General features: G+C 72.3%; 11 protein-coding genes. 4 read left to right on the top strand and 7 right to left on the bottom strand.

Translation table 11 applies throughout. From position 1 onward, the window contains the following. Window positions 1–181 precede the first annotated feature (181 nt). The gene (locus tag OHA72_RS41820) at window positions 182–2668 is read left to right on the top strand and encodes a GH116 family glycosyl hydrolase (protein WP_327001625.1); all 2487 of its coding nucleotides are present in this window, start codon (window positions 182–184) and stop codon (window positions 2666–2668) included. On the opposite strand, the gene OHA72_RS41815 is transcribed toward OHA72_RS41820, so the two are convergent. Continuing rightward, window positions 2637–3605, bottom strand: coding sequence for an Lrp/AsnC family transcriptional regulator (locus OHA72_RS41815; protein ID WP_327001624.1), 969 nt, complete (start codon window positions 3603–3605; stop codon window positions 2637–2639). The two genes, OHA72_RS41820 and OHA72_RS41815, sit on opposite strands and share 32 nt — an antisense overlap. 85 nt (window positions 3606–3690) lie before the next feature. Between OHA72_RS41815 and OHA72_RS41810 the strand changes: the two genes are divergently transcribed. Continuing rightward, window positions 3691–5199 carry an MFS transporter gene (locus OHA72_RS41810; protein WP_327001623.1) on the top strand — a complete coding sequence of 503 codons (1509 nt, stop codon included), beginning with the start codon at window positions 3691–3693 and terminating at the stop codon, window positions 5197–5199. Between the two features lie 62 nt (window positions 5200–5261). Here OHA72_RS41810 and OHA72_RS41805 read toward each other — a convergent pair whose 3' ends face one another. Together OHA72_RS41805 and OHA72_RS41800 are read right to left on the bottom strand one after the other, a co-directional pair. After that, window positions 5262–6278 carry a phytanoyl-CoA dioxygenase family protein gene (locus OHA72_RS41805; RefSeq protein WP_327001622.1) on the bottom strand — a complete coding sequence of 339 codons (1017 nt, stop codon included), beginning with the start codon at window positions 6276–6278 and terminating at the stop codon, window positions 5262–5264. 90 nt (window positions 6279–6368) lie between these two features. Then, complete coding sequence (locus OHA72_RS41800) at window positions 6369–7634, bottom strand: MFS transporter (protein ID WP_327001621.1); 1266 nt, start codon at window positions 7632–7634, stop codon at window positions 6369–6371. A gap of 135 nt (window positions 7635–7769) precedes the next feature. Here OHA72_RS41800 and OHA72_RS41795 point away from each other — a divergent pair, with 135 nt between their 5' ends. Further along, on the top strand, window positions 7770–9143 hold the full coding sequence (locus OHA72_RS41795; RefSeq protein WP_327001620.1) for a hypothetical protein: 1374 nt from the start codon (window positions 7770–7772) through the stop codon (window positions 9141–9143). A gap of 20 nt (window positions 9144–9163) precedes the next feature. After that, entirely contained in the window at window positions 9164–10423 is a 1260-nt protein-coding gene (locus OHA72_RS41790) for an ATP-grasp domain-containing protein (RefSeq protein ID WP_327001619.1), read from the top strand. Here the strand turns inward: OHA72_RS41790 and OHA72_RS41785 are convergent. The 4 genes from OHA72_RS41785 to OHA72_RS41770 form a co-directional block, all read right to left on the bottom strand. Next, complete coding sequence (locus OHA72_RS41785; RefSeq protein WP_327001618.1) at window positions 10410–11774, bottom strand: iron-containing redox enzyme family protein; 1365 nt, start codon at window positions 11772–11774, stop codon at window positions 10410–10412. The two genes, OHA72_RS41790 and OHA72_RS41785, sit on opposite strands and share 14 nt — an antisense overlap. After that, window positions 11771–12790: a 50S ribosomal protein L11 methyltransferase gene (locus OHA72_RS41780; RefSeq protein WP_327001617.1), complete on the bottom strand. Its 1020-nt coding sequence runs from the start codon at window positions 12788–12790 to the stop codon at window positions 11771–11773. The genes OHA72_RS41785 and OHA72_RS41780 overlap by 4 nt, the downstream gene beginning before the upstream one ends. Before the next feature lie 93 nt (window positions 12791–12883). Further along, window positions 12884–13219: a Rieske (2Fe-2S) protein gene (locus tag OHA72_RS41775; protein WP_327001616.1), complete on the bottom strand. Its 336-nt coding sequence runs from the start codon at window positions 13217–13219 to the stop codon at window positions 12884–12886. Then, on the bottom strand, window positions 13216–14637 hold the full coding sequence (locus OHA72_RS41770; RefSeq protein WP_327001615.1) for an iron-containing redox enzyme family protein: 1422 nt from the start codon (window positions 14635–14637) through the stop codon (window positions 13216–13218). The genes OHA72_RS41775 and OHA72_RS41770 overlap by 4 nt, the downstream gene beginning before the upstream one ends. Window positions 14638–14683: the final 46 nt, after the last annotated feature.

Here is a 14683-nt window from a genome sequence, read left to right as displayed (position 1 = left end):
ACGCTGCGTTACGACTTTCCGGCCGGTGACCCGCTCTTGACAGGTTCCGAAGCCCGCGTCTACCTTGTGTGAAATCGATTTCACGGCGCGGTCCCCTTGCAGGACCGGGCATTGCGTGGACTCCTGCCCTCCGAGGGCCGACGAAGGATGGTACCGGCGTGACCATGGCGGAGCGTGTCCGATGAAGCGCTATTCCGGCGACGCCCGGCGCGCCGTTGCGTTCCCGCTCGGAGGCTTCGGCACCGGCCACGTTGCCCTCGGCGGCGACGGCGCCCTGCGCCAGTGGCAGCTGTCCGGCGTGGCCAACCACCTCGGGTTCGTGCCCGACAGCTTCTTCGCGCTGCGGGTCTCCTCCCTGGAGCCGCCCGCCGACGTCGTGCGGCTGCTGCGCGCCGCGCCGCTGCCGCCGCACCCGCACCCGGCACCCAACGTCAACGACGCAGACGTGCCCGACGCCGACCGGTTGCCGCCCTGGCCCACCGTGCAGAGCACGTCGATGGAGGTGGCGTACCCCTTCGCGGACGTCACGTACACCGACGAGGCGCTGCCGGTCGCGGTGGCGATGTCGGCGTTCACGCCGTTCGTGCCCCTCGACTCGCACGCCAGCGCGCTGCCGCTGGTGCGCTACCGGTTCACGGTCACCAACACCAGCACCGAGTTCCGGCACGGCTGGCTGCTCGGCACGCTGCAGAACGCGGTCGGCTGGGACGGCGTCACCCCGATCGACGGCACCCGCGGCGCCGGCTACGGCGGCAACGTCAACCGGCTGCTGCGCCGCCCCGGCCAGACCGGCGTGCTGATGGACCACCCCGGTCTCGACGAGGACGACGCCGCCCACGGCGAGATGCTGCTGTGGACCGACGCCCCCGCCGCCGCGCTGCCCCGCGCGCACAGCGCCGAGGCGATGCTGCGCTTCGTGGAGACCGCGAAGCTGGTGACCCCGATCCAGCTCGGCGACTACAGCGACGCCGCCATGCGCGCCGCCGTCGCCGCAGGGGTGTCACCGCAGCGCGCACCCACCGGCCCGAGCCCCGCCGGGCACACCTGGGACGCCGCGGTCGCCGCAGCCTTCGCACTGCAACCCGGCGAGACCGCCACGATCGACGTCGTGCACGCCTGGTGGTTCCCGAACCGGTACGCCGAGTTCGACCGGTTCGGCCCGCAGCACCCGTACACCCGCAGCCGATTCTGGGTGGGCAACCATTACGCGACCCGCTTCGGTGGTGCCCTCGACGTGCTGGATGCCTACCTCGCCGACCGGGAGCGCCTCGACACCGCCTCCCGTGCCTGGGCCGACGCCGTGCGGCACAGCGACCTGCCACCGGCGCTGCGCGAGACCGTGTCGGCGCAGGGCACTCTGGTCCGCTCGCCGGCGCTGTTCCGCACCGCCGACGGGCACGCCTACGGCTTCGAGGGTGCCCTCGGCGCCTCCACCCGCAACTGGAACGGCGACGTCGGCGGCTCCTGCCCGCTCAACTGCAACCACGTCTTCAACTACGAGCAGGCCCTGTCGCGGCTCTTCCCCGACGTCGGCCGCGACCTGCGCGACACCGAGCTCGCGGCGCAGGCACCCGACGGCGCCGTGCCGCACCGCGTCGTGCTGCCCCGGTACCTGCCGCCACTGCACGGCGTCGCCATCGGCGGCCCGGAGCGCCCGGCGCTGGACGGCATGCTCGGCGCCGTGCTCAAGACCTACCGCTCCGTGCTCGACGGCGCCGGCGACGACTGGCTGCGCGGGCACTGGCCGGCGCTTCGCCGCCTCATGGCGCACGTCGGGGACACCTGGGACCCCGACGGCGACGGCGTGCTGGAGGGCGACCAGCCCGTCACCTACGACATCAGCCTGCACGGCCCGAACATGTTCGTCGGCGGGCTGTGGCTCGCGGCGCTGCTGGCCATGCACCGCATGGCCGCCATCGTCGAGCCGGCCGCCGCCGCGGCGTTCCTGGACCGGTTCACCATCGGCCGCGACACCTACGACAAGCTGCTGTGGAACGGCGAGTTCTACGCCCAGCCGCCCACCGGCGAGGCGTACGACTTCGGCCGCGGCTGCCTGTCCGACCAGTTGCTCGGCCAGTGGTGGGCGCACCAGCTGGACCTCGGCCACATCCTGCCCGCCGACCGGGTCCGCACCGCCCTCGCGTCGATCGTGCGGTACAACCTGCGCACCGGCTTCGGTGAGCACGGCTACCGCGTCTTCGCCGACGGCGACGAGACCGGCCTGGTCGTGTGCTCCTGGCCGCACGGCGGGCGCCCGGCGATCCCGCTGCGCTACTGCGACGAGGTGTGGACCGGCGTGGAGTACCAGGTCGCGGCGCACTGCCTGTACGAGGGCATGCACGAGGAGGCGACGGCGATCCTGACCGGCCTGCAGCAGCGGTACGACGGCACCCGCCGCAACCCGTTCAACGAGGTCGAGTGCGGCGACCACTACGTGCGCGCCATGGCGGGGTGGTCCATGCTGGACGCCTACACGGGCTTCCATTACGACGCCGTCACCCGCACGCTGCGCGTCGGCGCCCGGCCGGGCCGGTTCCCGTTCGTGGCCGGCACCGCCTGGGGCACCGTCACGGTCGCCGCCGACGGGACGGTCGACCTGGACGTCCTCGGCGGCACGCTGCCCGTCGACGTGGTGGTCACGGCACCAGCAGCGTCCCGCCGCCCTTGACGCGACGCACGACCGGCGCGGTCTCCACCTGGGTGATGCCGGGGAGGGAGCCGATGTCGCCGGCGATGTACTCGTACAACTCGTTGAGGTCGCGGCAGATCACCGACGCGGAGACGTTGGCGGGCCCCGTCGTGGCCGCCGCGTACGCGATCTGCGGATGCGTGGCGAGGGCCTTGGTGGTGGCGGTGAGCGCGGACGGTGCGACGGTGAGCCACATCATCGCCTCGGCCGTGTAGCCGAACAGGACGGGTTCGATCTCGACGTCGAAGTACAGCACGGCGCCGCGGCACAGCTCGTCCAGCCGGCGCCGGACCGTCGTCTCCGACCATCCCGTGGTCGCGGCGAGGGCAGGGAGGCTCGCGCGGCCGTCCTTGGCGAGCGCGGCGAGCAGGCCGTTGTCGCTTGCCGTCGGCGGTGGGGCCGCCTCCTGGGTGGGCGGGGGCCGGCGCAACGCGGCGACCTGGTCCGGGGTGAGGGCGGCGGTCCGGCCGGGCCAGCCGTGCAGGCCGGCCACGCCGCGCAGCATGCAGTGCGCGCTGACGACCGTGATCCGCGGCGTGCGGGGGAGCTTCTGCAGCAGCAGGTCGCCGTCTGCGGACTGCGACCGGGTCCGGGTGATGCAGGTGATCTCCGTGCCGCCTGACACCAGCGTGACCCATGAGGTGTCCTCGCGGCGGGCCAGCGCGGCGGCCACCGGCATCGCGGCGTCCGGCGAGCACCGCATCCGCACCAGCCAGTCGACGTGGCCGAGCGCGGCAGCATCCGGCAGCCCCACGACCCGCAGCGCACCCGACTCGCGCAGCCGCCGGTACCGCCGGGCGATCGTGCGGTCCGAGGCGCCGAGCACGGCGGCGATCCGGCTGAACGGGGCGCGCCCGTCGACCTGCAACGCGTGCACCAGCTGCCGGTCCAGCTCGTCAAGTGTGAGTGGATCCACCGCTCGAACGTAGCAGCGTGTCAGAATCCGCCGAAATGCGCCTGGCGAACGCCGAATCGGCGCGGCGCATTGCACCGTGCTGGTCATGCGCAAATGGTTGCCCCTGCTCGCGGTCTCGCTGAGCACCTTCATGCTGCTGGTCGACCTGACGATCGTCAGCGTCGCCGCGCCCGACCTGGCCCGGGAACTGCACTCGTCCTTCGCCGCACTGCAGTGGACCGTCGACCTGTACGTGCTGGTCCTCGCGGCGCTGCTGATGGCGGCCGGCTCCCTGTCCGACCGGCTCGGCCACCGCCGGGTGTTCATCGCCGGCCTGGTCGTCTTCGCCGCCGCCTCCCTCGCCTGCGGCCTCGCGCCCGGCATCGGCGCGCTCATCGCCGCCCGAGGCGTGCAGGGCGCCGGCGCGGCGGCGATGTACGCCACCAACGCCGCACTGCTCGGCACCGTCTACGCGGGCAGGGACCGCTCCGTCGCGTTCGGCGTGTGGGGCGCGGCCAACGGTGCCGCCGCGGCCGCCGGGCCGATCCTCGGCGGGTTCCTCACCGAGCACGTCGGCTGGCGGTCGATCTTCCTGGTCAACCTGCCGGTGGCGGTGATCGCCGCGGTACTGGCGAGGCTCGCCATGCCCGGCGGCGCACGCGGACCGCGACAGGGCCGGATCGACGTCCCCGGCGTGGCGACCTTCACCGCCGCCGCCGGCCTCGTGGTGTACGCGCTCATCCGCGCCGGCGACACCGGCTGGACCGACCCCGCGACCGCCGTCGTGCTCGCCGCCGGTGCCGCCGCGGCCGTGGGGTTCGTGCTGGTCGAACGCGGCCGGACCGACCCGATGCTGGACCTGGCACTGTTCCGCCGGCCGTCGTTCGCGGTGCTGATGCTGGGCGCGGCGGCGCTGCCCGCGGCGGCCTTCGCCAACCTGGTCTTCGTGTCACTGTGGGCGCAGTCCGTGCTCGGCCTCGGCGCGATGGCCGCCGGGCTGGTCCTGGCGCCGATGGCGGTGGTCGCGTTCGTGGTCGCCGCCGCGGGCGGGCGGCTGCTGCACGCGGTCCCGCCGCGGCACAGCATCGGCTGGGGACTGCTGCTGGTCGCCGCCGGCACCGCGCTGTGCATGCTCGTCGGCCCGTCGTCGGGCTGGGCCGCGCTGGTGCCCGGACTGTGCGTGACCGGCCTCGGGGTCGGCCTGAGCACCCCGGTCCTGGCCTCGGCGGCCCTCGCGGCCGCACCACCGGACCGCGCCGGCATGGCCAACGGCGCGTCGAACACGTTCCGCCAGCTCGGCTACGCCCTGGCGCTGCCGGCCTTCGCCACGCTGGTGACGGGCCGGGCCGGGACCGTCCTGGCCGCCGGCGGTGTCACCGATCCCGCCGCGGCCCGGCGGCTCACGGGCGGCGACTATCCGGACCTGCTCCGGCAGGCGCCCGCAGGCGTCCTGCAGGCCGCGTACGCCGCCGGCCTGGACCGCATCTTCCTCATCAGCGCCGTCATCGCCGCCGTGGCCGGCGTGGCGGTCCTGACCCTGCTGCGCCACCCGGCGCCGCGCCACCCGCAACCTTCGCCGCGGGGCGCCGCCTGGATGGCGTCCCCGCGCCGCTGAGTCCGTGCGGGATCAAGGCCCGGCCGGTCTGAGGTGGGCCGGCCGGGCCGCGGTGCGCGGTGTCAGTTGCGGATGACGTTGCGAGCTTCGGTCGGTCGGCCGGCGACGAGGAGGCTCTCGTGCTTGCTGATGTCGAGGTTGGAGCCGTCGATGACGGTGCCGGTGAGGCGGCCCGGGTAGACCAGGGTGTCGGCGCGGGTCAGGCGGCAGTTGACGGCCATGCGGCGGCGGTCGGAGTTGTTCGGCGGGGAGCCGTGCATGGTGCGTTCGCTGAAGATGACGAAGCTGCCGCGTGGCATCACCATCGTGGCGATCGTGCCCGGGGCCGGTTCGAAGTCGGTGAACTTCGCCAGCAGCTCGTCGAAGCGGCCGTGCAGGTAGGCCGTGAGCTCGTCGAGGCCGGCCGCGTCCACGTCGTAGCCGTCGAGCCAGTTGGCGGTGTCGATGTCCAGGACCAGCTCGCTGCGGCGGGTCCGCTCGGCGACCTGCTCCTTGGTGAGGCCGACGAACGGCTCCTCGTAGAACGCCGACTGGGTCATCGGCACCTTCACCCACGGCACCTTGGTCGTGTTGGTGCCGGTGGCGAACTGCAGCGGGCCGTTCTCCGGGGTGACGTCGTCGAGGGCGACCCAGACCGTGAGGTCCCAGACGTCGTCGCCGGACCCGGCGGGCTGCAACGACGGGGTCGAGTTGCCGATCTCCTCGCCGTCGAACTTGCCCCACTCCTGGTGCCAGCCGATCGCGTCGGCGCCCGGGGGCTTGTAGAAGATCTTCGAGCGCCACAGGAGCAGGTCGGGGCCGAGCAGCTCGGCGACCCGTCCGATGATCGTCTCCTGGGTGAACACGCGCTCCAGGTCGCGGTCGACGAGGTGCCAGTCGCGCAGCGCGTACCGGCCGTACAGCGGCTGGATGTGCCGCTCCTCGACGATGCGCTCACACCGGTCGGCGAGCTCGGCCAGCTCCTTGTCGGGCAGGCCGAGCGGGAACGGGCCCGCGAATCCTTCGCGCCAGAACCTCGCCACACCGTCCGGCCCGAGTGTGCCCGGTCCTTCGGTTGTCAACGTGTCGGTGCCACTCACCTAGCTGACCTCCTGATCATCTTTGATCCAAAGAGGTGGACCCCCGTGCGGTCGCCAGGGGTTTCGAACCTCCCAACGGTGCCTCGCAGACTACGGCACCGACCCATCGACGGCTGCCCCTTCGCTCACCCGTTTCGGGTCGGCGTCGGTCGATGCAGCAACCGATTCGGGTTCGGCGGGAGTCGATGCCTTGACCGTGTCGACGGTACGGACGCCGGCCAGGACGGCGAGCACGGCCACGGCGGCGAGGGCACCGCAGATCCAGAACACGGCACCGCCGACACCGGCCCACAGCGCGGTGCCGAGGACCGGGCCGACGGAGTAGCCGATCTGGTTGGCGACGGTGCTCGCGGCGATGTACCTGGCCCGCAGGTGCGGGGGCGCGACCTGCCCCGGGTACGCGAACATCGACGGGCTCGCGACGACCTCGCCCATCGTCCACACCAGCGTCGCCACGACCAGACCGGCGATTCCCAGCTCCACGCTCCACAGGCTCAGGCCGATGCCCGTCAGCGCCATGCCGGCGGCGACCGCGGTCCGTGGCCGCATCCGCTGCGTGAGCCGGGTGACCGGCACCTCGAGGCAGATGACGACGAGGGCGTTGAGCGAGACGAGGGCGCCGAACACCTCGGGCCGGTAGCCCAGGCCGTTGAGGTGCAGCGGCAGGGTGGCCGGGCCCTGGATGTACACGATCCCGTTGACCAGCAGGGCGAACAGGAACAGCACGAACGCGCCGTCGCGCAGCACGCGGCCGTAACCGGTCGGCGGCGCGGGCGCGGAAGGAGCGGCGGGCGTCGATGCGGGCGCGGCGACCGCCGGCAGCGCGGTGAGCGCCAGCACGCCGAACAGCGCCGAGGAGCCCGCCTCGACCCAGAACAGCAGGTCCCACGACACCCGCGACAGCAGCGCGCCCAGCAGCGGCGCGACGAGGACACCGAGGTTGAACGCGAGCCGCCAGAACGCCATCACCATGACCAGGTGCCCCGGCGGGGTCGCCTCGGTGATCATCGCCTGGGCCGGTGGGCGCCAGACGCCGTTGAGCAGCGCGGCGGCGAGCGCGGCGAGCACGACCAGCCACGGGTTGCCCAGGTTGGCGGCGCCGATCAGCGCGGTGATCAGGGCGGCGGTGGAGAACATCGACAGGGCCATCGCGAAGCGGTAGCCGACCCGGTCCGCGATCGTGCCGCCGACGAACGCGCCCGCGATCCGGCCGGCCCCCCACGCGCCGAGGGCGAGCCCTGCGTGGAACGGCGAGAACCCCTTCTGCGTCAGGTACAGCGTCAGGAACAGCATCAGGAAGCTGCCGACGGTGTTGACGAGCGTCCCGACGAGCAGCACCCAGACCGGCAACGTCATGGCGCGCACGGTCTGCATGACCGTCGGTGGAGACTCTGAGGTCATCGCGGAAAACTCCATTCGACGGAGACATTCACGGGGGTCACCTCGTGAAGATGATCGGCGTAGTCTGTGGACCGTCTCGCATTGTGGAGGATGATCGATGCGTATTCCACCCCGTGCCAATGGCGCACGTCGATCGCCGACGGCATGAACCGGGTCACCGGGGCGTACCTCGAGACGTTCCCCGCCGCGGTGCCCGCGGTCGGCCGGGAGCTGCCGCTGGAGCCCGCGTTCGGCGGCGTGTACGGCACCCGGATGCTGTCGCGGCCGCTGTTCGTGCCGGAGCCCGCGGTGCGCCGCGCCGCCGCCGACCTGCGCACCGTCGTGGACCTGGTGGCGTCGCTGCCGGACCGGCTGTTCGACGGTGACCGGCGGCGCCTGTGCGCGTGGCTCGGCATCGACGGGCGGGCCGCCGACCTCGCCTGCGCCGTCCCGCCCGGCGCGGGCACCCCGCTGTACGCCCGGCCCGACCTGTACTACGACGGCACCGGCTTCCGGCTGCTGGAGCTCAACGCCGGCAGCGAGCTCGGCGGTGTCGACTGGGCCGCGATCAACGACGCCTACCTGCGCCTGCCGGACTTCCGCCGCTTCGCCGCCGAGCACGACCTGGGCCACGTCGACACCGGCCGGGAGATCGCCACCTACCTGCGCCGGCTGGCGGCGCCGGTGACCGGCGGCGCGGACCCGGTGGTGGCGCTCGCCGACATCTCCAAGACGATGGCCACCTACCACGCCAACTACGTGTCCTTCGTGGAGCACATGGCCGATCGCGGCATCGACATCCGCATCACCCACATCGCGGATCTCGTCGAGCGCGACGGCCGGCTGCACGCCGGCGGTACCCCCGTCGACGTGGTCATGCGGTACTTCACGCTGGAGGAGTTCTGCGCCGAGCCGCGCGCCGAGGAGTGGCTCGCGCCGGTCCTGCGCGCGCAGGACAAGGGCACCGTGGTCTTCTTCGCCTCGTTCGACCACGGCATCACCGCCAACAAGGGCTGCCTCGCGCTCGTGTCGCAGCTGCGCGACGAGGGGCGCCTCAGCGCGGAGGAGGCCGCCGCCGTCGACCGGATCGTGCCGTGGACCCGCCGGCTGACGCCGGACCTGCTGGACCGGTGCCGCGCCGAGCGGCGGCGGCTGGTGCTCAAGCCGGGTTCGGGCTCCAGCGGGGCGGGCGTGACCGCCGGCTGGGAGGCCACCGACGCCGAGTGGGACGGGGCGCTCACCGCGGCGCTCGCGGGGTCGTTCGTGGTGCAGGAGCGGGTCGACGGCGTCCTGGAGCCCGTCCCGGACGGTGCGGGCAGGTCGGACTGGCTGCCGGTCTGGGGCGTGTTCGTCTTCGAGCACGGCTACGCCGGCACGCTGATCCGGGTGTCGCGGGCGGACGCCGGCGCCGTGGTCAACGAGGCGACCGGCTCCGCGTTCAGCTGCGCGTTCACCTACCCGGAACCCGAACCCGACCCGCAATGACGCGGGTGGAAAGAGGAGTCATGGACCGACCCGTCGTCGTGCTCGCCGAGCCGTTCTCCTCGGCCAGCCTGATCCCCGCCGCGCTGCGCGAGGCCGGCCTCACCCCGGTCGCGCTCATCGACCCGTCCGTGGCCGGGATCGGTGTGCTCACCGCGTTCCGCGACGGCGAGTACGCCGCGGTGATCGAGCACCACGGCGACGACGCGGCGACCGCCGAGCGGATCCGCGCGCTGGGGCACACCGTGGGCATCGTGCCCGGCACCGACCGGATCGAGGGGCTCTGCGGCCGGCTCGGGGAGATCCTCACCCCGGACCGGATCAACGTGCCCGCGCTGGCCGCCGCGCGGCGCAACAAGTACCTGTCGCACCAGGCGGTCGCGGCGGCCGGGCTGGACATCATCAAGCAGACGTACTCGTCGGACCCGGTGCAGATCGCGGCCTGGATCGAGCGGGAGGGTCTCGCCGGCCGCGACCTGGTCGTGAAGCCCGCGACCAGCGCCGGCACCGACGGCGTCGGCTTCGCCCTCGGCGGGAAGGGCTGGCAGGACCTCGTCGAGGGGCTCATCGGCGCGGTCAACCGGTACGGCGCGGTCAACGACAAGGTGCTGGTGCAGGAGTACATCACCGGCATGGAGTACGCGATCGACACGGTCAGCTACGACGGGCACCACTCGCTGACCGACATCACCCGCTACCGGAAGGTGCAGAACGCCAACGGCTGGGCCATCTACGACAACGTCGAGTGGCTGCCGTACGACCTCGACGAGTACGGCCACGTGCTGGACTACACGTTCGGCTGCCTCGACGCGGTCGGCTTCCGATACTGGGCCGCGCACACCGAGGTCATGGACACCGAGCACGGGATGCGCCTGGTCGAGATCAACCCGCGGCCGGCGGGGGCGATGAAGCCGCTGTGCAGCGAGGTCGCCACGGCGGGGGAGAGCAGCCAGGTGTCGCGCATCGTCGACATCTGCGCGGGCCGGGGCGCGGGCCTGCCGCCCGGCTTCACCCTGCACAAGCGGGTGATGGCGGTGTTCCTCATCGCCGAGACCTCCGGCGTCGTGCGCAACGCGGAGGTCTTCGACCGGGCCCGGGACCTGCCCAGCTACAACAGGTCGGTGTTCCTGGTGCGCACCGGGGACCGGGTGGCGGCCACCACCGACCTGGTGTCGAGCATGACGATGGGGTACATCCTGCTCGCCCACGACGACGTCGAGCAGGTGTACGCCGACCGCGAGGCGATCCGGGCCCTGGAGAAGGAGCTCATCATCGAGCCGTGACGGTGGCTGACGCGGTGGCCGCCTTCAGTCCGTGCAGGCGGCCCCGCGGCACGTGCAGCGCGTCGCCGCGGCGCAGCCGGTGCGGTCGTTGCGTGGCCCAGGCGTACACGTCGACCTCGCCGTCGCCGACCACGAGGGCGGTGTCCTCGTCGTACACCCGCGTCACGAACGGCGAATCCGGCTTGAGGTGCCGCGTCTCGCCCCCGTCAGCCGTGACGCCGGAGGTGGTGTGCGCATCGAGGTTGTCGGCCCAGCGGATCTGCGCGAGGAAGTCCTCCTCGCCGAGGCGCATCATCACCTTGGTCTCCTCGACGCCGCGGACCAGGTCGGGGATGACCGCGTCACCGTGCACGCGGGCGAAGCCGAGCAGCAGGTGCTCGAACGTCATCCGGCCGTGGTGGATGTCGATGTGCGCGTGCTCGTCGCAGTACCGCGTGTCGACCCGGTCGCCGAAGACGGCGCGCAGCATGGTGCCCATGTCGGCGAAGCCCTGCGCGAAGAGCCACTCCAGGTAGGTCACCGCGCCCATGTAACGGAACATGCCGGCGTGGTTCTCGCTCACGTGGTTGAAGTAGCTGGTGCCGGCCAGGGAGCTGGTGAGGTAGAAGTTCCAGTACGCGTGCACGTCCGGGTGCAGGCCGATGCTGCGCAGCAGGCCGCGGAAGATGGTGCTGTGCTTGGCGGAGTGCACGCCGTAGCCGAACTCGTCGATGAAGATCTTGAACAGCTCGGACTGTTCGGGACCGTAGGACCCGCCGAGGTTGCGGGCCATCGCCGAGGCCTCGGTGAGCGCGTCCAGGCCCAGCTGGAACAGGTACAGCGCGGCCGCCTCCTCCGCGTGGCGGCACTGCGTGATGGCGAGCATGGTGCCGCGCAGCGGGGCGGTCGCGGTGACCTCCGGGTTGTTGCCGCTGCCGTCGGCGGGCGAGCCGACCGCGTTGACCTCGGCCATGAACCAGGCCCGCAGCTCCTCCAGGGTCCGCACCGGCGGCGTGGCCGCGGCGTCGCGCAGGAACCCGAACGAGCACCGCTCCAGGTCCGGCCACACCGCGTCGCGCAGCCGCCGCGCCTCGTCGCCGTAGAACGCGTCGAAGTCCGCCTTGACCGGGCCGACGCTGCCCTCCGGGAGCAGGATCATGCTGCTCTCGTAGGCATTGCAGAGGATCCGGCTCATCACCAGGTGCCGGTGTTCCAGGAACCCGGCCTCGGTCACCGGCCGGGCGAAGTCGCGGTCGGCGAGGTCTTCCAGCCCGATCGTGCGGCGGTACGGGTTGCCCACGATGACGACCTCCGGCCCCGCCTGGAAGAGCCGTTGCCCGCAGTACCGCTCGACGGCCTCGGCGACGGTCATCGCTCGTCCTCCTTCCGGATCCCGGTGAAGCAGATGCGCAGCCCGTCGTGGCGCACGTCCACGTCGAGCGGGTCGTTCGGGTGTACGCCGACCGGGTGCGGCAGGCACTGCACCGCCTGCTTCCAGTGCGTCGTGGGATGATCGGGCGCGTTCGTCACGGTGATGCCCGGCACCAGCTCCAGCTCGAACCAGAACACCACCGCGTGGCAGGTGCCGGCCGCCGTCGGTGGCACCCGCAGCGTCGCGTGCTGCGGCGCCGGGCCGTCGCGGTGGAAGTCGAAGCGGAACACCTCGAACGGCGCGGACAGCACCCGGTGCTCGTGCCGGCGCAGCCGCGAGTCGAAGTACTCCAGCGACGCCAGCTCGTTGAACTGCGACAGGTCGAAGCCGTGCAGCTCGCCGACGGTGTTCTTCTGGTACAGCGCCTGGCTCTCCACCAGTTGCGCCAGGACCCTGGCCCGGCCGGGCACGATGACGGCCTGGTCGCTCAGCAGGTGCTCCCGCGCGTGGCTGATCGAGGCGAGGATGCCCTCACCGAGCAGCCCGCAGTCGACCGTCTCCGTGATGAGCACGTCCGCGCGGCGCGGCAGGTCGCCGGGCACGACGAGGTCGGTGGACATCTTCGGCACGACGTCGACCTGCGCGGCGTACCCGGCGCCCGCGACGATCCGGTGCGCGGTCCGCGCCACGACCGGCTGGCCCTCGCACGCGACGACCCGCTCGGCGCCGACGCGGGCCGCCATCAGCGCCAGCATCCCGGAGCCGGTGCCGACATCCAGCACGAGATGGTCGGCGGTGACGACCTGCTTGATGGCCGCCTCGTACTGCACGGCCCGCTCGTGGTCGTGCATCATCTCGAAGTGCCATCGCGGGACGATCCGGCGGATCGCGCGGTTGTACCCGGTGACCGCCTGCCAGTTCTGCGGATCGAGCTCGCGGGCCGAGCGGTAGTGCTCGGCCGCCTCCTCGTAACGCCCGTCGTGGAACAGCTTCCCGGCGAGCTCCAGATGGTTCACAGGTGTGCGGATCTTCATCGTCCCCCGAATCGTGTCCGGCGGGCGGGCCGGCTCGTGACCGGCGCCACCCGCCTGCGCTGTCTCGCCGTCCGGCTACGGTGTCCCGCCGTCCGTGGGCAGGTTGGCAAGGATGTGCCGGTGGATCGTGGTGACCGGCGTGGCGGCGTCGTCGGGCAGCACGACGACGGCGGTGCGGCCGGAGCGGACCATGGGCAGCGCCGTGCGGCACAGGGCCGCGACGCCGACCTTGGTGCCGTGCCACGGGCAGGTGAGCCGCCGCCCGTCGGGCGTGCGCCGGCCCAGGCTCAGCGGGCCGCCGCGGTGCGGGCAGCGGTCGTGCACCATCCGGGCCCGGCCGTCGTCGTCGAACATGAAGTACCGCTCGTCCCCGGCCAGCACCGTGTTGTGCCGGCGCAGGTCGATGGTCACGATGCCGATGGGGTCACCGCCCCGGCGTCGCTTGCGGCGTCCGGGTCGGTTTTCGTTCCGGCGTCGCGGATCGTGTAGGCGCAGCGGCCGCCGGCGGCCCGCATCCCGTAGAGGCGGCCGGCGGGGACCAGGACCGCGTCGCCGCGGGCCATCGGCTCGGGTGCTGCCGTCGGGCCGGTGATCAGCTCGCCCTCGCCGTCCTCGACCGTGACGATCACCGCGGCGTCGTGGCTGCGGGTGCCGAACGGGCTGAGCGCCGTCAGCTCCACCCGCCGCGCGGGCCCGGAGCCCGCGCCGGGTGACCGGTAGGCGTCCAGCTCGTCGGACCAGCGGATCTGCGCCGCCGCGTCCTGCTCGAACCAGCCGCCGAGCAGCCGGGCCTCCGCGATGCCGCGCACCAGCTCCGGGATGACGCCGGTGCCGTGCCGCTCGGCCAGGGCCAGCAGGATCTCGTCCCGCGTGATCCGCCCGTGATGCGCGTCGATGTGCGCGTGTTCCTCGCAGTAGTGCAGGTCGACGTCGTCGCCGAAGACGCCGCGGTACGTCTCGATCATGTGCACGAAGCTCGGCGCGAAGACCCGCTCCGCATACGTGACCGCGCCGATGTAGCGGAAGAAACTCGCGTGATCACGGGAGACGAAGTAGTAGTAGTTGTTGGTCGCCAAGGGTCCGGCAAGATAGAAGTTCCAGTAGGCGTGGACATGCGTCTGCAACGCCCGGCTCCGCAGCATCTTGCGGAAGATCGTCGTGTGTTTCGCCTCGTGCACGCCGTAGCCGAACTCGTCGATGAACACCTTGAACAGCGCCGACTGTTCGGGGCCGAATGCGCCGCCGAGGTTCTTCGACATCGCCGACGCCTCGGTGAGCCCGTCCAGCGCCAGCTGCACCAGGTAGGTGTCGGCGGCGACCTGCGGCCGGCGGGCCGCCGCGATCGCCGTCAGCGACTCGGCCGGACCCGCCGCCTCCGCGGCCGCGTGCTCGAAGTACGCGGCGAGATCGGCGACGCTCCACGCCCCGGTCACGTCGATCTCGTCGTCGAGCAGGGCGAACGCGAACCGCTCCAGGTCCGACAGCGACGCCTCGCGCAGCCGGCGCAGGCCGTCGCCGTAGAAGCGGTCGAAGTCGCCGCGCAGGGCGCCCAGGCCCTGCTCCGGCAGCAGCACCGTGTCGGCCTCGTAGAACGTGCCGAGCAGCCGGTGCGCCACCAGCGCGCGGTGGCCGGTCGCCTCGGCGGTGCCCAGCGGGCGGGTGAAGTCGACCTCGGCGACCGCGTCGGGCACCAGCATCCGCCGATACGGATTGGGTGGGTGCAGCAGCTGCGGAACGCCGGTGAAGAGGTTGTCGTTGGTGAATGCGGCGACGCGTCGGCCGAGATCATCGACTGGCCTTGGACGAACAATGTCCGCATCGATCGCCATATGTACCCAACTTCCCCGTCGAAGTTGCTTCAAGGTCGAGCACGAG

The organism is Dactylosporangium sp. NBC_01737 (genome assembly GCF_035963215.1).
Taxonomy (GTDB): Bacteria; Actinomycetota; Actinomycetes; order Mycobacteriales; family Micromonosporaceae; genus Dactylosporangium.
Note: the sequence above shows the minus strand (reverse complement) of the source record. Positions and strands in the feature narration are given on the sequence as shown.

Excerpts from the sequence above, each read along its gene's own strand:
- OHA72_RS41820 (WP_327001625.1), top strand. The coding sequence starts at position 182 with ATGAAGCGCTATTCCGGCGACGCCCGGCGCGCCGTTGCGTTCCCGCTC.
- OHA72_RS41810 (WP_327001623.1), top strand. The coding sequence starts at position 3,691 with ATGCGCAAATGGTTGCCCCTGCTCGCGGTCTCGCTGAGCACCTTCATG.
- OHA72_RS41800 (WP_327001621.1), bottom strand. The coding sequence starts at position 7,634 with ATGACGTTGCCGGTCTGGGTGCTGCTCGTCGGGACGCTCGTCAACACC.
- OHA72_RS41795 (WP_327001620.1), top strand. The coding sequence starts at position 7,770 with ATGATCGATGCGTATTCCACCCCGTGCCAATGGCGCACGTCGATCGCC.
- OHA72_RS41790 (WP_327001619.1), top strand. The coding sequence starts at position 9,164 with ATGGACCGACCCGTCGTCGTGCTCGCCGAGCCGTTCTCCTCGGCCAGC.
- OHA72_RS41785 (WP_327001618.1), bottom strand. The coding sequence starts at position 11,774 with ATGACCGTCGCCGAGGCCGTCGAGCGGTACTGCGGGCAACGGCTCTTC.
- OHA72_RS41770 (WP_327001615.1), bottom strand. The coding sequence starts at position 14,637 with ATGGCGATCGATGCGGACATTGTTCGTCCAAGGCCAGTCGATGATCTC.